Consider the following 23,653-nt stretch of genomic DNA (forward strand, 5'->3'; position numbering starts at 1 on the left):
GAGATGAGCACAAAAAGACAAAACCCCGAGACTATAGCCATACATGGTGGTGATTACAGAAGTGATCCAACAACAAAAGCAGTAGCTGTTCCAATTTATAGAACAACATCCTATCAATTCGATAGTACCGAACATGCTGCAAATTTGTTTGCCCTTAAAGAGTTTGGAAATATTTATACAAGAATAATGAATCCTACTAATGATGCTCTAGAAAAAAGACTTGCTGCATTAGATGGAGGTTTAGCTTGTTTAACTGTGTCATCTGGTCAAACAGCATCAACATTTGCAATCTTAAACGTTGCAAAGGCTGGTGATAATATTGTTAGTTCAACAGATCTTTACGGTGGAACTGTTTCATTATTTACGCACACTTTAAGTAAACTTGGAATAGAAGTTAGGTATGCAGATCCTGCTGATCCTAAAAACTTTGAAAAAGCCGTAGATGATAAAACAAGAGCATTTTATGGAGAAACTTTACCAAATCCATACTTAAGAGTTTTTCCTATTAAGGAAGTATCTGACATAGGTAGAAAACATAATATACCATTAATAATGGACAATACGGCCTCTCCTGTTTTATGTAAGCCTTTAGAGCATGGTGCAGCTGTCGTAGTTTATTCGCTTACTAAATATATAGGTGGGCATGGAACGGTTGTTGGTGGAGCTTTAATTGATGGTGGAAATTTTGATTGGACAGCAGATCCTAAAAGACAGCCCCTATTTAATGAGCCAGATTTGAGTTATGGTGGTGCGGTATGGGGTAAAGTAGTACCAGAGTTAACCGGTGCAAATGTTTCTTTTGCAGTTAGAGCTAGAGTTGTTTTATTAAGAGATTTGGGTGCAGCATTATCTCCTGATAATGCATTTGGATTAATCCAAGGACTTGAAACTGTAGCTTTAAGAATGAAACAACATTGCTCAAATGCTGAAAAGGTAGTCGACTATTTAGTTAAACATACTGAAGTTTCCAGGGTTATATATCCAAATCAATACAAAGGTGAAATTGGAAATAGAGCTAAAAAATACCTAAGCGGTGGAAATGGTGCTTTAGTCGGTATCGAGTTAAAGGGTGGTATTGAATCTGGTAAAAGATTTATAGAAGCTTTAAAAATGTTTTATCATGTAGCAAATATTGGTGATGCTAGAAGTCTAGCAATACATCCCGCAACAACAACACACAGTCAATTAAATGAAGAAGAACTTTTAGCCTCAGGTGTAACACCAGGATATGTAAGGCTGTGTATTGGTCTTGAGCATATTGACGACATTATTGAAGATTTAGAGCAAGCTCTAAAAAGAACAGATAATGTTGAAGACATTAATAAAGCTAAAGCTCTTGGTTAGAGTTTTTATATATAATTGTAAGATAAGTAGTTAATACAAAAATTGAACCTAACTGGTGTAGTGATGCATATTTAATATCTACACCAGATAGTAAAGTTATAATTCCCAAAAAGATCTGAACCAATATTGCAATATCAAATAGTATAATATTTTTAGTTCCATAATTATTTTTTATATAGAGATAATTTAAAATAATAATAAAAAATAAAAGTAAATAAGCTGTAACTCTATGTAGAAATTGAACAATTGATGGGTTGTTAAATAATTGTGTATTAATTACATCATTATAACCAACATCATTTGGGAAAAAGCTACCGTTCATATCAGGCCACGAATTATAGATAAGACCACCATCTAAACCCGATAAAAAAGCACCCAATACAATCTGCAAAACTATCAACTTTAGAATAAATAGTAAAAGTAAATTTGAAATTCTTTTATGAAATTTTTTAGTTTTATAAATGTCTAAGATATACCAGAAAATTAAACATAGGATAAATAAAGCTAAAGATAAATGAATACTAAGTCTAAAGTGACTAACGTCGTTATTTTCAACTAACCCACTAGAGACCATATACCAACCTATGAATCCTTGAAGGCACACAAGAAAAAATATCCAATAATATTTATTTGAATAATGATGGGTGTTTTTAAAATATAAACTAAAGAAAAGTAAAGGTACCAATGTAAACAGGCCAACAAATCTTGCTAATAATCTATGAGCATACTCCCAATAAAAAATTACTTTAAATTCTTCTAAAGTCATTCCATAATTGATATTTTGATATTCAGGTATTTTTTTGTACTCTAAAAAATAAAAATTCCAGTCATTAACATTCAGTGGTGGCAGTATTCCAGTAAAGAGTTCCCAAGCTGTGATAGATAAACCTGAATCAGTTAACCTAGTAAGTCCACCAACTGCTACCATGAGAACAATTAATGAAAATAAAGTTATTAACCATGATTTTAAATATTTTATATAATTGTCGCTATTTACAAACATAAATTAAACTTATAATAATTATCTTAATAACCAATTGAATAAATGTCGCCTACTAATAAAAAAAAACTAAATCAGATAAGAATAAAGCTTGATAGACTTGATAATGATTTACTTAAGTTAATCAAAAAAAGATCATCACTAGTTAATGAAGTATTAAAAATAAAAATACAAAAGAAGGAAATAATTGATCAAAAAAGGATCAATTTTATTCTTAAAAATATTAAAAAAAAATCAATACAAGCTAACATAGATCCAAAAATCACAAATAGAATATGGAAAAATATGATTTGGTCTTTTATTGATTACGAAAAAAGAAATTTTAGAAAAAAGTAATACTATTTACTGTGTGGAGGTAATTTTTTTTCCACAAACATTTCATGTTTTCTTGTAGAAGGATTATATTTTTTGGCTGATAATTTTACTTTAGCTTTTTCTCCACCTGCTGGTTTTTTAACATAATAAAAATATGGACTATCAGGTTTTGCTTCAGGTACTAATCTAACCTTAACATGCGTTTTTTTTGCCATATTATTTTAAATTTTTAATTTGTTTTACTAAGTTAGAAATATTTTTAAGTTTATTTTTTAAATTATAATTAGCATTTATAGAATTATTTGGTAATTCGTCAAGTTTTAATGATTTATCAGAATTTAAAACTTTTTTAGCACCATTAATTGTCATTCCTTGATTTTTAAGAAGATATTTAACTTTCTTCAACACTTCTATTGTAGCATTATTATAATATCGTCTATTTCCATTTAGAATATTTGGCTTAATCTGTTTAAATTCTTTTTCCCAAAAACGAATTGTGTGAGTATTTAATGTACCTTTTTTTTCATTAACAAGATTAAGTATTTTTGCGACTTCTCCTATAGACTTATACGCTTTATTATTTTTATGAATCATTCTTTGAATTTACCAAATCTTTAAATTCTTTTGAAGCTTTAAACAAAACTACATCTCTAGTTGATATAGTTTTTTCTTCCTTGGTTTTAGGATTTCTACCAATTCTACTTTTTTTTGAACGTATTGAAAAAGTACCAAATTTCGATAATTTCAGTTTTCTTTCAATCTTTAAATTTTCTACGATTGTAGATAAAAAGTCATCTATTAAACTTTCTGAAATATTTTTTGAAAAACCAATTTGCATATAAACAGAGTTTATTAAATCTTTTTTTGTTAAATTTATTCTATTCATTAATATTATCTCGAATTTTCTTTATCAAATCACCACTTACAACTCTAGTACAAACACTTAAAGAGTTTGAAAAACCAATGTAATCTGTGCCACCATGACTTTTAATTACAGGAGAATCTAATCCAACAAATATAGCGCCATTATATAACCTTGGGTCTAATCTTGCTTTAAATTTCTTTAGATTAGAAATATTTAACAAAGATGAAATTTTTCCAATAAAATTATCTGTCATTGCTTTTTTAAGTTCACTTGTAATAAAGCTTGCTGTTCCTTCGGCAGTTTTTAGAGCAATATTACCTGTAAAACCATCTGCTACTATGACGTTTACATCTCCGTTCATTAACTGATTGCCCTCGATATAACCCTTAAATTCAAAATCATGATTGTCTCTTTTGCTTAATTTTTTATATGTGTCCTTAATAATTTCATTGCCCTTAAGTTCTTCAGATCCAATATTTAATAGAGCAACTTTTGCGCTAGCTTCTGGATATAATGATTTAAATAATGAAGATCCCATTATTGAGAAATCAATTAAATTTTTTGGGCTACATTCTATGTTGGCTCCCAAATCTAAAACAACACTCATTCCTTTTTTATTAGGCCATAATGCTGATAAAGCTGGCTTGTCTATATCTTCAATCATCTTAAGATTGATTTTAGAAATAACTAATAAAGCTCCTGTATTACCCGCTGAAATTACTACGTCTGATTTTTTTTCTTTAACACTTTGAATAGCCAACCACATACTAGTATTTCTTCCACGCTTAGCACCTTCTAATGGGCTGTCAGTGCCCTTAACAATATCCATTGTATGAAATATCTCAAACGAAGAATTTGGTAAACGCTCTTTAATATGAGGTAATATTTTATCCTTATCACCAAAAATTTGATAAAATGAATTTTTATTATTTCTGAAATGATGACAAATACCATCAATGATTTTTTTTGGTGATCCATCACCACCCATTGCATCGACTGCAATTTTGATTATTTTATTCATTTAAGATTAGAGTTTTTATTCCTTGGGATCTAAAACTTGTCTGCCTCTGTACATTCCAGTTTTAAGATCCAAATGATGAGGTAATCTATATTCACCAGATTTTTTATCCTCAACAATATTTGTAGACTTGAACTTCATATTTTGAGCTCTTCTCATTCCAGTTCTTGACGGGGATTGTTTACGTTTTGGTACAGCCATAATAAAATTAATGTTTAACTACACCTTTTAAATGAGAATTTAAAGTATTATTTAGTAAATTTAACCTATATTTTTCAAAATAATCTACTAGAAAATCAATATTTATAGCGTTATCTAAAAATTTTTGCAAAATGAAGCCTCTTGATTTTGCATTAAGGTTATCCCAATCATGAATTTTATCTATCATACCATAGAATAAATTTAGGTAATCTTTCATTTTCTTATTTATGGATTGATCACCATAACCAATTTCTCTTATGCTTAACTCAACTTGTCTAAAAGTATGATCATAAATCTCTTGTAAAAGCTTTTTATCGTTGTTTTCTTTATAAATTTTTAAGAAAAAAGCAAAATGTAGTAAAAAAAAAATCAGTCTATCTGAAAATGTATCTTGATTTTTAAAATCTTTGTAGAGCTCTTTATTTCTAGTTAAATTAACCAAATTATTGTAAATATTTATATAATTAGAGTTCATGATAAAAATTTTTTGTTTAATAGTTATATTTATATTTATTTCAAATTGTACCCTAAATAAAGTTATAAAACATCATGGTGTTCATTTTTTAGAAACAAAGCAAAATAAGCTGATTGTTGGAAAATCAAGTAAAAATGACATTACAGAGTTATTGGGGCCACCTTCTACAAAAAGTACTTTTGAAGATGATCTATGGATTTATATGGAAATTCAAACTAGCTCTTCTAAGCTATCAAAGTTAGGTAAAAAAAAACTATTAAAAAATAATATTCTCTTATTGGATATAGATAATAAAGGAATCTTAAAAAACAGTATTTTTTTTAATAAAGAAAACATGAACGAATTAAAATTTTCAAATGATGCAACACAAATGGACTATAGCAAAAATAGTTTTATATATGATTTTTTAAACTCATTGAGGCAAAAAATAAATGACCCACTGGGTAAAAAGAAAATAAAATAAATCTAGCCAGCAATTACAGCCAATAATAATAATGCAACAATGTTTGTAATTTTAATCATTGGGTTAACAGCAGGACCTGCAGTATCTTTGTAAGGGTCACCAACTGTATCACCAGTTACCGCAGCTTTATGAGCTTCAGAACCTTTTCCACCATGATTACCATCTTCAATATATTTTTTAGCATTATCCCAAGCACCACCACCCGCAGTCATTGAAACAGCTACAAATAGACCTGTAATAATCACACCTAACAACATTGCACCTACAGCAGCTAAAGCAGCTACTTGACCACCTATAGCTAGTATTACAAAGTATAAAACAATAGGAGAAAGAACTGGTAATAACGAAGGTATAATCATTTCTCTAATTGCAGCTAAAGTTAATAAATCAACTAATTTAGCATAATCAGGTTTTTGTTTACCCTTCATAATACCTGGGTATTTTTTAAATTGTCTTCTAACTTCTACAACTACAGCACCACCTGCTCTACCTACAGCTTGCATGCCCATTGATCCAAATAAATATGGAAGCATTCCACCAATTAATAAACCAACTACAACGTAAGGGTTTGATAAATCAAAAGTTACAACAATTCCTTCAAGCTTAGAACCAGCTACACCTGAAAAATGTTTAATATCTTCTACATAAGCTGCAAATAATACTAGGGCACCTAAACCTGCAGAACCTATAGCGTAACCTTTGGTAACAGCTTTAGTCGTATTTCCTACCGCATCTAATGCATCTGTAGTTTTTCTAACACTATTTGGTAGTTTAGCCATTTCAGCAATGCCACCAGCATTATCTGTTACAGGACCATAAGCATCAAGAGCAACTACCATACCTGCTAATGCAAGCATTGTAGTTACAGAAATAGCAATTCCATAAAGGCCAGCAATTGAATTTGTTGCTAATATACCTGCAACAATAATTAAAGCTGGTACAGCAGTAGCTTCCATTGAAACTGCTAAACCTTGAATTACATTTGTTCCATGACCTGTTGTAGAAGATTTAGCAATACTTCTTACCGGTCTATATTCAGTTCCAGTGTAGTATTCAGTAATCCAGATTAATAATCCAGTAATAACTAAACCAATTATTCCACAATAATACAAACTCATACCAGTAAAACTTTTACCATTAACAGTATATTCGCTTGCAAATCCAATTACATAATCAGTAACAGGGTATAAAATCATTAATGAAGAAACAGCAGAAACTACAAACCCTTTATATAAAGCATTCATAACGTTTTTACTTTTTCCAAGTTTAACAAAGAAAGTTCCTAAGATTGATGTTAAAATACAAGCCCCACCAATAGTTAAAGGGTAGATCATCATATTTATATCACCGTAGAAAAAAATAGATGAAAGAACCATTGTTGCAACAATTGTTACAGCGTAAGTTTCAAATAAGTCTGCTGCCATACCAGCACAATCTCCAACGTTATCTCCAACGTTGTCAGCAATTACAGCTGGATTTCTAGGGTCATCTTCTGGGATACCCGCTTCCACTTTACCCACTAAGTCAGCACCAACATCAGCACCTTTGGTAAAAATTCCACCACCTAATCTTGCAAAAATTGATATTAAAGAAGCACCAAAACCTAATGCAACTAATGCATTAACAACTTCTCTGTCATCAATTCCTGCTTTTAATAGAAAATAGTAATAAACTGCGATTGCAAGTAAAGCTAATCCAGCCACTAACATTCCAGTTACAGCACCTGATTTAAATGCAACAGCAAGACCGCTTGCTAAACCTTTTCTTGACGCTTCTGCAGTTCTAACGTTAGCTTGAACAGAAACTAACATTCCAACATAACCAGCTATACCCGATAATGTAGCTCCAATAAAGTAACCTAAGCCAACTAATGGGCTAAACACAACACAAATAATAACTAAAACAACAACTCCAACCACGGCAATTGTTTTATATTGTCTTGCTAGATATGCTTTAGCACCAATTTGAATTGCTGATGCAATCTCTTGCATCTTAGCGTTTCCAGCACTTGAGTTAAGAATATTTCTACCTGTAAAGTAACCATAAACGATTGAGAGTGATCCTGCCGCAATAGTATATAATAAGATTGTTTCTATTAGTGAGTTCATTTTGCCTTTGGTTGTTTGGTTGTTAAATTTTATTGTTTAAAGTCCGGACAATACAAAAAAAGCAATAAAAGGCAATATTTAACTTTTTAAAACTTATGAAGATAACCTTTGTTTTTAAGGGTAATTTTCATATTTTTATCATCAATAATGATTGATTTTTCAGCATGACTTTGAATTGAGCCTATTTTTGTAAGCCTAACTTTACAATTAGAAGCTATTTTTCTTATGATTCTCATCTTATTTTTAGAAGCTGTAAATAAGACCTGATAATCATCACCGTTGGAAATGTAATTAATTTTAGGTAATTTTTTAAGAGTAAGTAACTTTTTTAGATTACTTGAAATTGGGATATCTTTTAAAAAAATTTTATAAGATAATTTCTGATTATTAATCATTTTATCAAGGTCTGCTAATAGTCCATCAGAGATATCAATTGAAGTGTTGGCAAATTTTTTAATTTGATCAATTAATTTTAATTGAATATTTGGCATAAAATATTGATTAGTAAAGTATTTTTTTAATCTTGAATTAAGCTTAATTTTATTTTTTAGAACTAATAGACCTAAATAGCTATCTCCTAAGTTTCCAGAAACATATATATCATCATTAATTTTAGCTTTGTTCCTATAAACAATATTATTAGTAAAACCTATTGATGTAATTGTGAAACTTAACTTGTTAGAAAAAACTGTATCTCCACCGCTTAAAAATATTTCATATTTATTTTGTTCTTGATTAAGAGATTTGCTAATTTTTGATAAATTTAATTTAGAAAAACTTTTTTTATTACCAGAACCTGAAATAAAATAATATTTTGGTTTAATACCTTTGCATATAAGATCTGAAATTGATGATCTAACTATTTTTTTAATAACAAGCTCAGGTCTTTTAAAGTCTATAAAATGATTGCCTTCTATGTATGTATCGACTGATACAGCTAATCTATTTTTTTTATCAAAAAAAACGTCATCATTTAAATTTAGAGCACTTGGTGACTTTTTAGAAAGTTTTTGAAAATAATTTTTTATTAATTCAAATTCATGCATTAGTGGTTCTTATTTTTTTCGCTATTTTGTCTAATATTGCATTTAAATATTTAGTTTGACCATCTTCTAAAAAGAAGTTTGATGCATCAAGATATTCTTTAATAATTATTTTAGTAGAAACTTTGGGTTTATATAAAAACTCAAATATAGCAGACTTTACTATCACTTGAAAAACCTGGTCTAAATTAGTTAACTGCAAGTCTTCACTTAAATATTTTTTAACCTCTTCTTTAATAACTTCATCTCTCTCAATAGTTCCTAAAACAACATCTTTAATGAATTTTTTAAATCTATGTTTGGGAAAAGTTAGATCTGTATCATCATTAAAAAAATTACCGTATAATTTTTGAATAATTATGACCCTTGGACTTTGATTTGGATTATATGGAGTTCTCATTGTTATTGAGAAAGGACAGATATTACAGCTTGAGCCGCTTCTCTTCCCTTTTTCTTCCTGGCTATAGCTTGACGCATATTGAGACAGGTAATAATTCCATTACCAATGGGTTTTTTATTGTCTACAGATAGTTTCATTATTGCATCAGTTGAAGAATGAGAAATAAAGTCAAAATGAGGTGTTTGGCCTTTAATAACACAACCAAGAGCTAAAAAAGCATCATACTTTTTTATATTCTTTGAAATAGTAACAGGTATTTCAAAAACACCTGGGACATTGATAATTTTTATTACACTAGATTTCGGTAATACGTCTTTTGCACTATCAAGTAAACCTTTGGATATCTCTTTATAATAATCTGCAATAACTATTAAATATTTTTTTTTCATTAAATGATTTCCTGTTTAGTAATCTTTATATCATAACCCTCTAAACCAATAACTTTTTTAAGAGATTTGGTAATTAATATCATATTTTTAATCTTTAAATCTTTAATTATTTGAGCTCCAATACCATAATTTCTTATAAGTTTATCATTTCCTTTTTTATAAAAATCTTTGTTCTTATAATCCTTGAGTGTTTGTGTAACTGATTTTAAGTTTGTATCTTTTATAAAAACTAAAACGCAGTTATTAAATTTCTTAAAATAATTTAAAGTTTTATCAAATGAATTTGGTAATTGTTGATTAATTAAATAATTTTGAACTACGTTAGATGAAATTACTCTAACTCTTGGTACGATCCTTTTTTTAATATTTCCTTTAATTAGAGCAAAGTGCTCAGATCCATCTAAAAGATTTTCATAAATTCTAATTTTATATTTTTGGTTTTTAACTTCAATATCAGATTGTTTTTTAAGTTTAATTAGTTTTTCTTTTTTTAAACGATAAGCAATAAGGTCTTCAATTTTACCTATCTTTAAATTGTGTTTTTTAGCAAAATTAAATAAATCTTGACCTTTGGCCATTGTGCCATCTTCGTTCATTATTTCACAAATAACTGCAGAATTATTTTTTTTTGCAAGTTTTGAAATATCCACCGAGGCTTCTGTGTGACCAGCTCTTACTAAAACACCTCCATCTTTTGCAATAATTGGAAAAACATGGCCAGGTGAAACAATATCTTTTTTATTTACATTTTTTTTTGAGGCAATTTTAATTGTCTTAGCTCTATCTTTTGCTGAAATCCCAGTCGTTATTCCTTTTTTTGCTTCTATAGAAATTGTAAAAGCTGTTTTATTCCTTGATTGATTTATTGGTGACATTAAGGATAAATTTAATCTTTTTGCCTGCACACTATCTAGTGCTAGACAAATTAATCCACGACCATATTTGGCCATAAAATTTATATTTTTAGCATTTGAGTCAGTGGTTGATATAATTAAGTCACCTTCATTTTCTCTTTTCTCATCATCAACCAAGATGAACATACCGCCTTTCTTTGCGATATTAATTATACTTTCAATTGATGCATAATTATTTTTTTTCATTAAAATAATTTCTAACGTATTTAGATAAGATATCTATCTCTATATTAACTAAGCTACTCTTTTTTAATGAAGATAAATTGGTAAGTTTGAAAGTATGTGGAATAACCCAGACTTGAAATCCTTTTTGGGTTACTTTGGAAATTGTTAAAGAAATTCCATTAATACAAATGGAGGCTTTTTCTATTAGGTTTCTTCTTTCTTTTTTTATTATTTCAAAATCAAATAAATAAGATTTATCAATTTTTTTAATTGTGAATATTTTACCGATAGTATCAATATGACCTTGACATATATGACCAGATATTTTTTGACCATATTTTAATGGTAGTTCTAAGTTAATTTTATCTTCAATTTTTAAAAATTTAAACTTTGATCTCTGTATTGTTTCATCTGATAAGTAAAATTCCATTAATTTATTTTTAATTGATATTAGTGTTAGACAAACACCGTCACAACCAACAGAAATACCTATATTTTTTTTAGTTATTTTTAAATTTGAATTGATAAAAATATTAATACCTTTATCTCTTTTTGTAATTTTTCTAATTACACCTTGATTAAAAATTATTCCATTAAACATATTTAATTTTTATATAAAGTTATTGTATCTTTGGTTAATTTATTATTAATCTTTGATTTAATCCTATAATTATGTATCAAGTATTTAACATTATTAAAATCTTTATAAGGTGCAGATTTGTTCAAAATTTTGGGGCTTTTAAATAAATAGAATTGATTTAGAAGTTTATTTTTTAAAAAACTCCCTGATAAGTTATTACCACCTTCAATTAAAATATTTCTAATGCCAATTTTGTAAAGCTTTTTAAGAACTAACTTTAAATCAAAATATTTTATCTTAGTTAAATTTGACTTGATTAACTGAACACCTTTTTTTTTAAATAAAGTAATCTTTTTTTTATTAGCTTTATTATAAAAAATGATTGTATTATTTTTATCAGCTGTTTTAAATATATATGAATTTGTTTTTGTATTTAAATTATTATCTAAAATTATTCGTTTGGGTGAAAACTTTTTTAAACCTTCTAATCTACAATTTAACTTTGGATTATCTTTATTTAAAGTTTTGTAAGAAATCATTATGGAATCATTTTTAAACCTTAAAAAGTGTGTGAAAACATCTGAATACTTATCAGTAATTCTTTTTGTTTTTGCACTATAAATAAGATTATTTTTTGAAGTAGCAATCTTACCAGTAACAAAAGGTAATTTATTTTTTCTGTTAAAAAAATAAGATGAGTAAAAATTACTTACATCTTTTTTAAGTAAACCTTTTTTTACAATAATATTTTCAGATTTTAAAATCTTAAAACTTTTCCCTTTAACTTTTTTATCAATATCATCTACTGAATAAAAAACTTTTTTTATTTTATTTTTAATTATTAAGTTAGTACAAGGAGGAGTTTTTCCATAATGATTGCACGGTTCTAGTGTTACATACATTTTGGAACCTTCTAGATTTACATTAGAATTTTTGATTGCATTATATTCGGCATGGGGTCTGCCTTCATAATTAGTCTGGCCTATCGAAATTATTTCATTATTTTTAACAATCACACAACCAACAGATGGATTTACTCCTGTAAGACCTTGTCTACTACTAGCCAAACTTAGGGCTAGCTTCATATATGTTTTATCTTTTTTGGAAAATTTATCTTTTCTTGTAGACATCTAATTTGTCCACGAATTGCACAAAATCTTTTTCCTCTCTAAAATTTCTATAAACAGATGCAAATCTTACATAAGCAACAGGGTCAAGTTCCTTTAAGCCTTCCATGACCATAGTTCCTATAATATTTGATGAAATTTCACTCTGACCAAGTTCTTCTAGAGCTCTCGAGGTTTTACTTATAAATTTTTCTGCAGTTTCTGTATCTATAGGTCTTTTCTTTAAAGCAATATAAATAGACTTTGATAGTTTATCTCTATCGAAAGATGACTTTCTTCCATTTTTTTTAACAACCATTATTTCTCTAAATTGAACTCTTTCAAATGTCGTAAATCTTGCTCCACAAACACACAATCTTCTTCTTCTTATAGCTGTACCGTCTTCTGTAGGTCTGGAATCTACTACTGAAGTTTCACCTTTTTTACAAATTGAACAGATCATTTATTTTAAATTTTTATAAATTGGAAAAAAAGATGTAAGCTCAACTACATCATTTCTAACTTCTTTCTCAATTTTACTATTATCATTAGGATTTTCAGATAAACCTTTTACTACTTTTGTGATCAATTCTCCAACTTTTTGAAACTCCTTTAAACCAAAGCCTCTTGTTGTTGCTGCCTGAGTTCCAAGTCTGATACCTGAAGTGATCATCGGTTTTTCAGTATCAAAAGGTATTCCATTTTTGTTACAAGTAATATTTGCTCTAGAAAGACTCTCTGCTGCTAGATTACCTTTAACATTGAAGGGTCTCAAATCTACTAACATTAAATGTGTATCAGTACCACCTGAATAAATTTTGAATCCATTATTCTTAAGTGTTTCAGATAAGATTTTGGCATTAGCTAAAACTGATTTTATATAATCTTTAAAATCTGGTCTTAGAGCCTCTAAAAAACCAGCAGCCTTAGCTGCAATAACATGCATCAATGGTCCACCTTGGTAGCCAGGAAATACCGCTGTATTAAATTTTTTTGAAAGTTCTTCATTATTTGTTAGAATAATTCCCCCTCTTGCACTTCTAAAAACTTTATGAGTTGTTGAAGTAACCACATGAGCATGCTCACAGGGATTTGGGTAACCTTTGCCAGCAACTAAACCTGAAAAATGAGCCATATCAACCATAAGATAGGCTCCTACTTTATCTGCAATTTCTCTAAACCTCTTAAAATCAATCACTCTCGAATAGGCACTTCCTCCACAAATTATAAGTTTAGGTTTATGTTCTAGTGCTAATTTCTCAACATTGTCATAATCTATAAGTTCTGATTCTTTATCTACGTCATAACCTATCGGATTAAACCATTTACCTGACATTGAAATTTTTAATCCATGTGTAATATGTCCACCAGAATTTAAACTCATACCCATAAATGTGTCGCCCGGATTTAGTAGCGCCAAAAATACAGCTCCGTTAGCTTGAGCACCAGAATGAGGTTGAGCATTAGCAAATTTACAATTAAATAATCTTTTTAACCTTTCAATAGCTAAATTTTCTGCGACATCAACATGTTCACATCCATTATAGTATCTTTTACCAGGATAACCTTCTGCATATTTGTTCGTTAAAACAGAGCCCTGAGCCTCTAACACAGCTTGTGAAACTATATTTTCAGATGCTATTAATTCAATGTGTTGTTGTTGTCTTTTTAATTCATCACTTATAGCTTTATATAACTCTGGGTCTGCTTTTGACAAACCATCCTCAAAAAAGCTTTTATATTGATCGTTTAAATAATTTTTCTCACTTGACATAATTAAATCTTTTTAATTCTTTTTAAGTGTCTTCCACCTTCAAATTTTGTATTCAAAAAAACACTGACACAATTTAAAGCGTTTTTTTCTGTTAACAGTCTTGAGCCTAATGTAATGATATTTGCATCATTATGCAATCTTGATAATTTTGTAGATTTTAAATTAAAACATTGAGCAGCACGTATATTTTTATGCCTATTTGCAGCAATATTCATACCCATGCCAGACCCACAAATTAGTATTCCAGCATGGTTATTATTAGTTTTAACTTTTCTTGCAACTTTATGAGCATAATAAGGATAATCAACTTTATCACTATTGAAAGGACCTAAGTCTGTATATTTAATTTTTTTTTTATCTAGGTGAAGTTTAATATTTTCTTTTAATTTATAACCAGCATGATCAGATGATAAAAATATTTTTTTCACACTAGTTAAACTTATAATCTAAGACACATGCAACCAAGTGAATTCTATTTTCTTCGCCACCATTAAAAAAATTATGGTATTTTGTATTATTAGTAATCCAAACAGAACCATCCGCTGGCATATGTCTTGCTACATGATCTACTACCATGATGGCACCAGGGTTAGTGATTATTGGTATATGTAATCTTGGCTCTGGATCTCTATGCCAACTCAATGTTGATCTTGGCTCCTTTAATAAAATCCTAACTCTCCCTAATTTATATTTTGAAGAAAGCTCATCAAACACTTCTTTAAAGTAGGTGTTTTCATAGTCAGGTATAAATTCTGAATAAGCAGCTTCATCAATTGAAACATCTCTTGAAACTTCTTTTCCTGACTTATCTGGTTTTGTCCAATAAACACCTCTAGCTTTGCTTCCTTTTACAGAGTCTGGGTCACCAGGAATTTGTGTTAGAGAAATAGCTCCAAAGTGGGCAATTCCTCCACCATCATCAAATTTTTTAGTTTGAATAATTTGATTGTAGGCTTCTTGTAATTTATCAATATCAAACTTGATATTTTGTTTTTGAAAATCACTAAAATCTAAAATCTTCTCTTCTTTTTTTTGATCTAAGTTTACAATATTTTTATTTTCAATACTCATGTTGATTGTTTTTTACTTAATTTAATATATATTTGTATAATACATTTGTCGCATTTTAAAAATAGATTTAAACATGATTACAGGAAATTATCCAAATTTAAGGCTTAGACGCAGTCGTAAAAATGATTGGTCTAGAAGGTTAATTCAAGAGAATAGCCTTTCATCTAGTGATTTTATATTACCTTTATTCTTAATTGATGGAAAAAATATAAAACAATCCATTAAAACAATGCCTGATGTTTATAGGTACACAATAGATAAACTTGGAATTATTATTGATAAAGCAATCAAGAATAAAATACCTATGGTTGCATTATTCCCTTATACAAATAAAACAAAAAAAAATGAGATTGGAACTGAAGCTTTAAATGATGACAATCTTGTTTGTAAAGCCATTCGATATATTAAAAAAAGATATAAAAACGAAATTGGTATTATGTGTGATGTAGCTTTAGATCCTTATACTTCTCATGGTCATGATGGTTTAATAAAATCAGGTTATGTATTAAATGACGAAACTATTGAGGTATTGATAAAGCAATCATTGTTACAAGCAGAAATTGGTTGTGATGTTTTAGCTCCATCAGATATGATGGATGGAAGAATTGGTAAAATAAGAAAAGCTTTAGATAAAGAAGGTCACGAAATGGTTCAGATACTTTCTTATGCAGTAAAATATGCATCAAGTTTTTATGGTCCATTCAGAGATGCTGTTGGTTCAAAAGGTTTACTAAAAGGTGATAAGAAAAATTACCAAATGGACTTTAGAAACAGTGAGGAAGCAATAAGAGAGGTGGCTCTAGATATTAAAGAAGGAGCTGATATGGTTATGGTCAAACCTGGCATGCCTTATCTAGATATAATTAAAGTAGTTAAAGATAATTTTAAAATTCCAGTTCTAGCCTATCAAGTCTCAGGTGAATACTGTCTATTAAGTAATAGTATAAAAAAAGGACTGATAGATAAAAACTCAGTATTAGAAAGTTTGATTTCATTTAAAAGAGCTGGGGCAAACGCTATAGTAAGCTATTACGCTGATAGAATTAACGATTTAATCAAATAATTATTTTAAAAGATTAATAAAATGAGTCCTAGAAGTTGGAAGGTTTAGATTATTTGGTTTTAGAATACTTTTTTCAAGGTAATCACTAACAAGTTTTAAACCTTTGAGTAAATTTTTTAAATTAACATCTAGATTGTTTTCATCTATTAAAAAATTTGGAATACTTTTTTTTTCAGTTGAGGATTTAACGAAATAATTGATTTCACTATCAACAATCTCTTTTTCAACCATATTTTTTAATTCTAAATCATATCCTAATAATTTTAAAAGTTCTAACTCCCAAAAAATATATTTTTGTATCCAATTATCGTAAGTTAATATTTCAAAAAATTTATCAATTAATTTAAAAATTTCTTTATTAGACTGAGCTTCAGCAGTAAGAAGTTTTATAAGGTGCATTGCTGAGGTTATGCATGATAGTTTTTGATTTTCGTCAAAATATAGTGGAGTTAAGGCTTTTAGAATTTCTATTTTAAAATAACCAATTCTAGTAACGCTTTTAGAATTATAGTTTACATAAATTTTATTACCAATTTGTAAATAGTTTTTGATTTTCTTTGATGTACCACCAAAAATTATCCCTGAAATTTTTCCATGGTTTTTTGTAAAAACTTCAGCAATTATTGAATTTTCACTGTATCTATTTTTGGAAACTAAATAAGCGCTATCATCCCAATTCATTTTTTAAAAACATCCTCAATGCATAAAGAAGCAGCATTCTGTTCTGCATCTTTTTTAGAAGATCCCTCTGCAGTAAAAAATTTAGTATTTTTTAATTTAACAGAAACTTTAAAGAGTGGTTTATGTCGAAGCCCAGTATTAGATATTAGCTTATAAATAGGCAAGACTTTAAAAATCTTAAGCGAGTATTCTTGAAGTTTTGTCTTTGCATCAATTTGGGTTACAACACTTGCTGTAATATGCTCACTCCATAAATTGAGAATAAATTTTTCAGTGAAATTTAGACCTTTGTCAAGATAGATCGCTCCAATTAAAGCCTCTAAACAGTCCGCTACTATTTTATCTTCAATTTCAATTTTTTTATTCTTAGGGTTTAAAACTAAAATATATTTCTCTAGTTCAATTTTTTTAGCAATTTCTAGGCATTTTTTTTTATTTACTAATGAAGCAAATTTTTTATCTAGCACCCCTTCTCTTTCTTCTGGATAAAGTTCTAATAATTTTTTTGCAATAATAAGACCTAAAACTCTATCTCCTAAAAATTCAATTTTTTCATTATTGTTTATTGAATCAAAGCTTTTGTGCGTTAAGCTTTTAATAAAAATTTTTTGATCTGAAAACTTTAATCTTAATTTCTTTTCTAATGTTGTGGGATTAATTTTCATTAAATAATTTTCTTAAAAAACCTGTCAAATCTAATTGTCTTATGCCATTTCCAAAAAGAAAAAATATTTCCAATTCTAAAATCAGATGAAAAAAAAATAAATTGAGCTTTGCCCACTAAATTATCTTCATGAACATAACCAACACTAGTCAGGTATCTACTATCTTTAGAGCAGTCTCTGTTGTCACCTAAAAAAAAATAGTGTTTAGTTGGAACTATAAAATTATCAGAATTTTGAAAAGTATAACTTTTTAAATATACACTATTATGTGTTTTGCCATTTGGAAGTTTTTCCTCAAATGTATTAACTTCTATAGTTTGTTTTCCACAATAAATTTTATCATTTTGGGAAATTCTAGATTTAAATATTTGATTATTGTTTACAAATAGATCGCCGTTAATGAATTGAATATTATCACCTGGTAGACCAATTAATCTTTTAATATAATCTGTCCTATTATCAGCTGGTGTTTTAAAAACAATAACATCACCAACCTTAGGTTTCTTAGAAAATAGTCTTCCATTTATTATTGGTGGACTAAAAGGGAAAGAATGCTTACTGTAACCATAAGAATACTTCGTAACAAACAATCTATCACCAATTAAAAGTGATGGTTCCATTGATGATGATGGAATATAGAAAGGTTGAATAAAAAGAGATCTGATAACAATAGCTATTACTAAAGCATAAAAAATTGTCTTAACATTATCAATTATAATATTTTTGGTTATCATTTTTTTTGTAAAATTACGTAGGCTATAGAATATTTTTTTTCATCAGAAATTGACAGAAAGAAATCAAAGGATGCTATCTTAAATTGCTTTTTAATAATTTTTTTAATTTTATCAGTAACTACAAATGAGGGTTTTCCTAATTTATTGTTAGTTATGGTTATATCTTTAAAATTCAAATTACCTCTAAAACCTGTCCCAATTGCCTTAGAAAATGCTTCTTTAGCAGCAAATCTTTTAGAATAATAAGACTTTTTATTTGTTATATTTTTGGCTAACAATATTTCTGAGCTAGAAAAAACTCTTTTAATAAAACTAACATTTTTTAAAGATTTATGTATTCTAATATTTTCTACTATATCGACACCGATACCAAGAATTTTCATATCTATTTACTGGTTATTTTTTTAAATGCCTTAATAGTGTTTTTTAAACCATGAATGAGTGACTCACCAATTATAAAATGACCAATATTAAATTCTGTAATTTCTTTAATTTTACTTAGTACAGCAGTAGTTTTATAGTCAAGACCATGGCCTGCATGGACCTCAATTCCAAGTTTAACACCAAGTTCTGAACATTTTTTAATTTTTAAATATTCATTTTTATAATTTTTATTTTCTTTTACTAAATTAGAAATTTTTCCTGTATGTAGCTCAACACAAGTAGCATTTAATTCTTTTGCAATTTTTATATCTCTTAAAGATGGGTCAACAAATAAACTTGTTCTAATATTTTTCTTATTAAATAAGGATATTATTGCTTTTATTTTTTTTTTATTTTTAATTAAGTTTAATCCACCTTCCGTTGTCACTTCCTTTCTTTTTTCAGGAACTATACAAATAAAATTAGGTCTATTTTTTAATGCTATATTTATTATTTTTTTGTTTAGTGAAATTTCCAAATTAGTGATTATTTTTTTATTTTTACAAATTTTAACAACATCAGTATTTTTTATATGTCTTCTGTCTTCTCTTAAATGAATAGTAACTGAATGTGCCCCACATTTAGTTACATGTTTAGCAATAGTAAATGGATCAGGGTGGAACGATCCTCTTGCATTTCTTACTGTAGCAACATGATCAATATTAACACCTAGTCTTGTCATTTAATAAATCTACTTCCTGGGACTGTAATTGGAGTATTTTTAAGACTTTCTGGTAGATTATTTTTCTTAAATGTTGGGACGTTTATCTTCATATGTGAAATAATATTTTTTTTTATCTTTAATGTATTCTTGGTTGATCTATCGATAATTGAGGCAAAACCAACAAGTTTTGCGCCTGGTTTTGTAATCAACTTAACACACTCTAAGCTTGATTTACCTGTTGTTATAACATCTTCAATTATTAAAACTTTTGATCCTTTTTTTATATGAAAGCCTCGTCTTAAGGCAAATTTACCATTAACTCTTTCACAGAATATTGTCTCTTTTTTTAGAAGTTTACCAATTTCATAACCAATAATAACGCCCCCCATTGCAGGGGCTAAAATCAAATCTATAGATTTAAATTTTTTTTTAATTTTTTTTGCTAATGAATTACAAATATCCTTAGCTAAATGTGGAAAGCTTAAAAGTTTAGCACACTGAATATATTTAGGTGAATGCAACCCTGAAGAAAGAATAAAATGACCCTCTAAAAGTGCGTTAGTTTTTTTTAAAATATTTAAAGATTTTTTGTGTGAAAGCATTACGTTCCTTTAACCAGTTATCCTCATGTCTAATGATTTTAAATTTTATCTCTTTTTGTTTTAACTCACTGATAAAATTTGTAAAGTTTTTCAAGTCTTTTATAATTAAATTAAATTTAAAATTAATATATTCTTTAGACTTTTCCTTCATTTCAACACTAGAGATGTTTAAACTATGTTGACCAAGCAATGTAGTAATCTCACCTAATTTTCCAGGCTTATCTGGCAAAGAGATCCATAGAGTAGTATTATATTTTTTAATCCTTTGAGCCTTCTCCTCTCCTCTTTTATACCAATATTTTCTAATAGCTGATCTTGCTTTTCCAGTTTTTGTAATAGGTATCCAGTGTAAAGAAGGTGATTTATTTTTAGATGTAGTAATATCCACTACATCTCCGTTATAAAGAATGCTTTGTAAATCACTATCGTTACCATTAATCTTACATCCTATAGTGTTATTTCCAATTTTTGTATGCACAGCATATGCAAAATCAATCGGTGTTGCATCTTTTGGTAATTTAATTACAGATCCTTTTGGTGTAAAACAGAATACATTTTCCTGAAACATTTGCAACTTGGTGTATTCATAAGAGTGCTCAGGGTTTTCATTTTTGTCAATAATCTCAACTAGGTCCGCAAGCCAATCATATTCTTTCCACGTTAATGAGTTAAATTTTTCAGAAGATTTATACTTCCAATGAGAAGCAATACCTCTTTCAGCATATTCGTGCATTTGCATTGTCCTAAGTTGTATTTCAATTGGTCTTCGATTAGGTCCTATTATTGAAGTATGTAAAGATTGATATTTATTAATTTTAGGAGATGAAATATAATCTTTAAATTTTCCCGGTATGCAATTCCACTCTTTATGGAATATACCAAGGGCTTTATAACAATCTTCAATATTATCAAGTATTACTCTAAATCCAATTATATCTGAGATTTGTTCTAAAGATATTCTTTTTTTTTGTACTTTTCTCCAAATAGAAAATGGTGTTTTTTCTCTACCAATGATTTCTGCATTTATTTTATGTTCATTTAATATTCCACTAAATTGTAATGAGATCGTATTAAAGCTATTTACTTTATCATCTTTAATTTCATCCAATCTTTTCTTTATAAGTTCTCTTGCATTATTATTTAAAACTTTAAAAGACAGATCTTCTAACTCATCTCTTATTCTGTGCATTCCCATTCTATCAGCTAAAGGTGCATAGATTTCCATAGTCTCTTTTGCAATACGTTCTTTTTTTTCAGTTTTTAAAATTGCATCAATTGTTCTCATGTTATGTAATCGATCAGCTATTTTAACAAGTAACACTCTAATATCCTTAGAAGTAGCTAAAATTAATTTTCTAAAATTTTCAGCTTTTGAAGTTGATGTGGCCTGATTCTCAAAAACAGATATCTTTGTCACGCCATCCACTAATTCAGCAACTTCTAAGCCAAACTCATTCTTTATAGTTTCGTATGTAGCGTGTGTATCTTCAATGGTATCATGTAGTAATCCAGTTGCTATAGTTGCACTATCTAACTTTAGTTCTGTTAATATATTTGCCACAGCTATTGGGTGATTTGAGTAAGGATCACCAAAGTCTCTTTTTTGATTTTTATGAGCCTTAATTGCAAAATTATAAGCTTTATTTAATTTATCAGGATTTAAAAATTTATTATATAATTTAACCTTATTTATTAATTCTTGTGAATTAAGCATGTGTGATTATAGCATTAATTTATATTTTTTTAATAGACCTTAAGTCTTTTACCTCTAAAGAGTTGATTAAATTAACAATATTAATCTTAGATACTGGATGTTTCCATGATTTATCTACTTCAAATAAGGGTAATAACACAAAATTTCTTTTATCCATTCGAGGGTGTGGCAAAATTAATTGACTATTTTTTTCATTTAATATTTGTTTGTCGTAATCAATAATATCGATATCACACACTCTTGGTGCATTTTGTTTGGACCTAACTCTACCCAATTTTAATTCTATTAAGTTGCAAATTTTTAGTAATTCAATTGGTTTTAAAATTGTTTTAATAATTATAACAATATTTATATAATTTGGCATTATAGGGTCTGGCCAAGACTCAGATATATAATTAGACGAGAACTTTAAAATTTTAATTCTATATTTTTCTAATTCAAATTTAGCAATTTCAATATTGTTAATTTTATTTCCCAAATTAGATCCTAAAGCTAAATATGCTTTTTTAGCTAGATTTTCTGATGTGTCTTGCTTTTTCACGATTCCAATCTCTATTTTTTTTAGTGGCTCTTTTATCAAATTGTTTTTTTCCTTTAGCAACAGCTATTTCAATTTTAGCTTTACCTTTTTTAAAATACATTTTTGTTGGGACAAGGGTTAAACCATCCCTCTGCATTTTACCGATTAATTTATTAATTTCTTTTCTATTAAATAAAAGCTTTCTCTCATCCATCGGATTATGATTTGAATAGCTCGCCTGTTTAAAAGCTGCTATATGAGAATTAATCAAAACTATTTCACCATCTTTTTCTACAGCATATGAATCTGCTATATTAACCTTGCCTTCTCGTATAGATTTGATCTCAGATCCTTTTAGTACAATTCCTGCTTCTATTAAATCTTCAAAAAAATAGTTGAAACTTGCCTTTCTATTTAGGCAAATTATTTTCAAACCAGGGTTGGTTTTTTTGCTCATTAAAGTAAGTTTGCTAATACCAAAGCTTTTTTAACAGCTTCCTTAGTTTGCTCTGTGACTTTCACTAAAGGAAGTCTAACATCTTCATTACATAAACCCAAAAGTTTTGCTGCATATTTTACAGGGCTTGGGTTGCTCTCTATAAACATAGATCTATGAATTGGTTGAAGTATCTTGTCTAATTTAGCTGCTTCTAATTTATTCTCATCAGAATTTAATTTAGAAGCCTTTTGAAAATCAGAACAAAGTTTTGGGGCAATATTGGCTGTAACACTAATTGCACCTATGCCACCTCTTTTGTTAAACTCAAAAGCATTATCATCATTACCAGTGAGTTGAATAAAGTCATTTCCCATCTTATGTTTTTGTTGATCTACCCTATCAAGATCTCCCGTTGCATCCTTTACTCCAACGATATTCTTCAGCTCAAATAACCGAGCCATCGTATCAACCGACATATCAATAACAGATCGACCTGGAATATTATAAATTAATATAGGTATTCCACATTTATCATTAATTGCTTTATAATGTTGATATAAGCCTTCTTGTGTAGGTTTGTTATAATAAGGAGTGACCACTAATGCAGCATTTGCACCAACTTTTTCTGCATGTGTGGTTAAAGAGATAGCTTCTTTTGTGGAATTAGAGCCAGTTCCTGCAATTACTATATTTTTTCCTTTGCTCTCCTGAATGCATAACTCAATAACTTTTTGGTGCTCATCGTGACTTAATGTTGGAGATTCTCCTGTAGTCCCAGCTGGAACTAGACCATTAGTTCCATTTTTAATCTGAAAATGAATGAGTTTTATGTAGGCATCTTCATCAAGTTTATTATTTTTAAACGGGGTTATTAAAGCAACATTTGATCCTTTGAACATAAATACTTATAACATAGT

The 23,653-nt window shown here is 28.4% G+C and carries 32 protein-coding genes; 4 read left to right on the forward strand and 28 right to left on the reverse strand.

The genetic code is table 11. From position 1 onward, the window contains the following. Positions 1-3 precede the first annotated feature (3 nt). The gene (locus ABXT63_RS03245; protein ID WP_415321806.1) at positions 4-1,344 is read left to right on the forward strand and encodes an O-acetylhomoserine aminocarboxypropyltransferase/cysteine synthase family protein; all 1,341 of its coding nucleotides are present in this window, start codon (positions 4-6) and stop codon (positions 1,342-1,344) included. Here the strand turns inward: ABXT63_RS03245 and ABXT63_RS03250 are convergent. Continuing rightward, positions 1,328-2,347, reverse strand: a complete 1,020-nt coding sequence (locus tag ABXT63_RS03250) for a COX15/CtaA family protein (protein WP_415321808.1) — start codon at positions 2,345-2,347, stop codon at positions 1,328-1,330. The two genes, ABXT63_RS03245 and ABXT63_RS03250, sit on opposite strands and share 17 nt — an antisense overlap. 42 nt (positions 2,348-2,389) lie before the next feature. Between ABXT63_RS03250 and ABXT63_RS03255 the strand changes: the two genes are divergently transcribed. Continuing rightward, entirely contained in the window at positions 2,390-2,680 is a 291-nt protein-coding gene (locus tag ABXT63_RS03255; protein WP_415321810.1) for a chorismate mutase, read from the forward strand. Positions 2,681-2,682: 2 nt separating this feature from the next. On the opposite strand, the gene rpmG is transcribed toward ABXT63_RS03255, so the two are convergent. The 6 genes from rpmG to ABXT63_RS03285 are packed head-to-tail and all read right to left on the reverse strand — an operon-like array spanning position 2,683 to position 5,218. Beyond that, positions 2,683-2,874, reverse strand: coding sequence for a 50S ribosomal protein L33 (gene rpmG, locus ABXT63_RS03260; protein ID WP_415321812.1), 192 nt, complete (start codon positions 2,872-2,874; stop codon positions 2,683-2,685). Position 2,875: 1 nt separating this feature from the next. Beyond that, the gene (locus tag ABXT63_RS03265; protein WP_415321814.1) at positions 2,876-3,253 is read right to left on the reverse strand and encodes a MerR family transcriptional regulator; all 378 of its coding nucleotides are present in this window, start codon (positions 3,251-3,253) and stop codon (positions 2,876-2,878) included. Next, complete coding sequence (locus ABXT63_RS03270) at positions 3,243-3,545, reverse strand: integration host factor subunit alpha (RefSeq protein ID WP_415321816.1); 303 nt, start codon at positions 3,543-3,545, stop codon at positions 3,243-3,245. Before ABXT63_RS03270 ends, ABXT63_RS03265 begins: the two co-directional genes overlap by 11 nt. Then, positions 3,538-4,545 (reverse strand): phosphate acyltransferase PlsX, encoded by a 1,008-nt coding sequence (gene plsX, locus ABXT63_RS03275; protein WP_415321817.1) that lies wholly within the window; start codon positions 4,543-4,545, stop codon positions 3,538-3,540. The genes ABXT63_RS03270 and plsX overlap by 8 nt, the downstream gene beginning before the upstream one ends. Positions 4,546-4,560: 15 nt before the next feature. Further along, on the reverse strand, positions 4,561-4,743 hold the full coding sequence (gene rpmF, locus ABXT63_RS03280) for a 50S ribosomal protein L32 (RefSeq protein WP_011282128.1): 183 nt from the start codon (positions 4,741-4,743) through the stop codon (positions 4,561-4,563). Positions 4,744-4,750: 7 nt separating this feature from the next. Further along, on the reverse strand, positions 4,751-5,218 hold the full coding sequence (locus ABXT63_RS03285; RefSeq protein ID WP_415321819.1) for a ubiquinol-cytochrome C chaperone family protein: 468 nt from the start codon (positions 5,216-5,218) through the stop codon (positions 4,751-4,753). Between ABXT63_RS03285 and bamE the strand changes: the two genes are divergently transcribed. Beyond that, entirely contained in the window at positions 5,217-5,681 is a 465-nt protein-coding gene (gene bamE, locus ABXT63_RS03290; RefSeq protein ID WP_415321821.1) for an outer membrane protein assembly factor BamE, read from the forward strand. The two genes, ABXT63_RS03285 and bamE, sit on opposite strands and share 2 nt — an antisense overlap. A gap of 2 nt (positions 5,682-5,683) precedes the next feature. Here the strand turns inward: bamE and ABXT63_RS03295 are convergent, their stop codons facing one another. From ABXT63_RS03295 to ABXT63_RS03345, 11 genes are all read right to left on the reverse strand, one after another. Continuing rightward, complete coding sequence (locus ABXT63_RS03295; RefSeq protein WP_415321823.1) at positions 5,684-7,789, reverse strand: sodium-translocating pyrophosphatase; 2,106 nt, start codon at positions 7,787-7,789, stop codon at positions 5,684-5,686. Positions 7,790-7,875: 86 nt separating this feature from the next. Next, entirely contained in the window at positions 7,876-8,835 is a 960-nt protein-coding gene (gene thiL / locus ABXT63_RS03300) for a thiamine-phosphate kinase (RefSeq protein ID WP_415321825.1), read from the reverse strand. After that, the gene (locus ABXT63_RS03305) at positions 8,828-9,232 is read right to left on the reverse strand and encodes a transcription antitermination protein NusB (RefSeq protein WP_168606233.1); all 405 of its coding nucleotides are present in this window, start codon (positions 9,230-9,232) and stop codon (positions 8,828-8,830) included. Before ABXT63_RS03305 ends, thiL begins: the two co-directional genes overlap by 8 nt. Before the next feature lie 2 nt (positions 9,233-9,234). Further along, positions 9,235-9,621 carry a 6,7-dimethyl-8-ribityllumazine synthase gene (gene ribH / locus ABXT63_RS03310; protein WP_415321827.1) on the reverse strand — a complete coding sequence of 129 codons (387 nt, stop codon included), beginning with the start codon at positions 9,619-9,621 and terminating at the stop codon, positions 9,235-9,237. After that, complete coding sequence (ribB, locus tag ABXT63_RS03315; RefSeq protein WP_415321829.1) at positions 9,621-10,721, reverse strand: 3,4-dihydroxy-2-butanone-4-phosphate synthase; 1,101 nt, start codon at positions 10,719-10,721, stop codon at positions 9,621-9,623. The genes ribH and ribB overlap by 1 nt, the downstream gene beginning before the upstream one ends. Then, positions 10,708-11,301 carry a riboflavin synthase gene (locus tag ABXT63_RS03320; protein WP_415321831.1) on the reverse strand — a complete coding sequence of 198 codons (594 nt, stop codon included), beginning with the start codon at positions 11,299-11,301 and terminating at the stop codon, positions 10,708-10,710. The genes ribB and ABXT63_RS03320 overlap by 14 nt, the downstream gene beginning before the upstream one ends. Before the next feature lie 2 nt (positions 11,302-11,303). After that, positions 11,304-12,410 carry a bifunctional diaminohydroxyphosphoribosylaminopyrimidine deaminase/5-amino-6-(5-phosphoribosylamino)uracil reductase RibD gene (gene ribD / locus ABXT63_RS03325; protein WP_415321833.1) on the reverse strand — a complete coding sequence of 369 codons (1,107 nt, stop codon included), beginning with the start codon at positions 12,408-12,410 and terminating at the stop codon, positions 11,304-11,306. Then, a complete protein-coding gene (gene nrdR, locus ABXT63_RS03330; RefSeq protein ID WP_169036466.1) occupies positions 12,391-12,849 on the reverse strand; it encodes a transcriptional regulator NrdR in 459 nt (152 codons plus the stop codon). The genes ribD and nrdR overlap by 20 nt, the downstream gene beginning before the upstream one ends. Continuing rightward, positions 12,850-14,160, reverse strand: coding sequence for a serine hydroxymethyltransferase (gene glyA / locus ABXT63_RS03335; protein WP_415321835.1), 1,311 nt, complete (start codon positions 14,158-14,160; stop codon positions 12,850-12,852). 2 nt (positions 14,161-14,162) lie between these two features. Then, positions 14,163-14,588 (reverse strand): ribose 5-phosphate isomerase B, encoded by a 426-nt coding sequence (gene rpiB / locus ABXT63_RS03340; protein WP_415321837.1) that lies wholly within the window; start codon positions 14,586-14,588, stop codon positions 14,163-14,165. Between the two features lies 1 nt (position 14,589). After that, the gene (locus ABXT63_RS03345; RefSeq protein WP_415321839.1) at positions 14,590-15,231 is read right to left on the reverse strand and encodes an aspartyl/asparaginyl beta-hydroxylase domain-containing protein; all 642 of its coding nucleotides are present in this window, start codon (positions 15,229-15,231) and stop codon (positions 14,590-14,592) included. A gap of 73 nt (positions 15,232-15,304) precedes the next feature. Here ABXT63_RS03345 and hemB point away from each other — a divergent pair, with 73 nt between their 5' ends. After that, complete coding sequence (gene hemB / locus ABXT63_RS03350) at positions 15,305-16,294, forward strand: porphobilinogen synthase (protein ID WP_415321841.1); 990 nt, start codon at positions 15,305-15,307, stop codon at positions 16,292-16,294. Here hemB and recO read toward each other — a convergent pair whose 3' ends face one another. From recO to dapA, 10 genes are read right to left on the reverse strand one after another with little or no spacing between them, the layout of a single operon-like run. Further along, positions 16,295-16,975, reverse strand: coding sequence for a DNA repair protein RecO (gene recO / locus ABXT63_RS03355; protein ID WP_415321843.1), 681 nt, complete (start codon positions 16,973-16,975; stop codon positions 16,295-16,297). Continuing rightward, the gene (rnc, locus tag ABXT63_RS03360) at positions 16,972-17,640 is read right to left on the reverse strand and encodes a ribonuclease III (protein ID WP_415321845.1); all 669 of its coding nucleotides are present in this window, start codon (positions 17,638-17,640) and stop codon (positions 16,972-16,974) included. Before rnc ends, recO begins: the two co-directional genes overlap by 4 nt. Beyond that, the gene (gene lepB / locus ABXT63_RS03365; RefSeq protein WP_415321847.1) at positions 17,640-18,374 is read right to left on the reverse strand and encodes a signal peptidase I; all 735 of its coding nucleotides are present in this window, start codon (positions 18,372-18,374) and stop codon (positions 17,640-17,642) included. The genes rnc and lepB overlap by 1 nt, the downstream gene beginning before the upstream one ends. Continuing rightward, positions 18,371-18,757: a holo-ACP synthase gene (gene acpS / locus ABXT63_RS03370; protein ID WP_415321849.1), complete on the reverse strand. Its 387-nt coding sequence runs from the start codon at positions 18,755-18,757 to the stop codon at positions 18,371-18,373. The genes lepB and acpS overlap by 4 nt, the downstream gene beginning before the upstream one ends. Before the next feature lie 2 nt (positions 18,758-18,759). Further along, positions 18,760-19,479 carry a pyridoxine 5'-phosphate synthase gene (locus ABXT63_RS03375; protein WP_415321851.1) on the reverse strand — a complete coding sequence of 240 codons (720 nt, stop codon included), beginning with the start codon at positions 19,477-19,479 and terminating at the stop codon, positions 18,760-18,762. Next, positions 19,476-20,063, reverse strand: a complete 588-nt coding sequence (gene pyrE / locus ABXT63_RS03380) for an orotate phosphoribosyltransferase (protein ID WP_415321853.1) — start codon at positions 20,061-20,063, stop codon at positions 19,476-19,478. The genes ABXT63_RS03375 and pyrE overlap by 4 nt, the downstream gene beginning before the upstream one ends. Continuing rightward, positions 20,020-21,777, reverse strand: coding sequence for a bifunctional (p)ppGpp synthetase/guanosine-3',5'-bis(diphosphate) 3'-pyrophosphohydrolase (locus ABXT63_RS03385; RefSeq protein WP_415321855.1), 1,758 nt, complete (start codon positions 21,775-21,777; stop codon positions 20,020-20,022). The genes pyrE and ABXT63_RS03385 overlap by 44 nt, the downstream gene beginning before the upstream one ends. Positions 21,778-21,796: 19 nt before the next feature. After that, positions 21,797-22,318, reverse strand: coding sequence for a 2-amino-4-hydroxy-6-hydroxymethyldihydropteridine diphosphokinase (gene folK, locus ABXT63_RS03390; RefSeq protein WP_415321857.1), 522 nt, complete (start codon positions 22,316-22,318; stop codon positions 21,797-21,799). Then, entirely contained in the window at positions 22,284-22,754 is a 471-nt protein-coding gene (gene smpB, locus ABXT63_RS03395; RefSeq protein WP_415321859.1) for an SsrA-binding protein SmpB, read from the reverse strand. Before smpB ends, folK begins: the two co-directional genes overlap by 35 nt. Beyond that, positions 22,754-23,635 (reverse strand): 4-hydroxy-tetrahydrodipicolinate synthase, encoded by an 882-nt coding sequence (dapA, locus tag ABXT63_RS03400; protein WP_415321860.1) that lies wholly within the window; start codon positions 23,633-23,635, stop codon positions 22,754-22,756. The genes smpB and dapA overlap by 1 nt, the downstream gene beginning before the upstream one ends. Positions 23,636-23,653: the final 18 nt, after the last annotated feature.

The sequence above is a fragment of the Candidatus Pelagibacter sp. Uisw_092 genome, from assembly GCF_047729545.1.
GTDB lineage: Bacteria > Pseudomonadota > Alphaproteobacteria > Pelagibacterales > Pelagibacteraceae > Pelagibacter.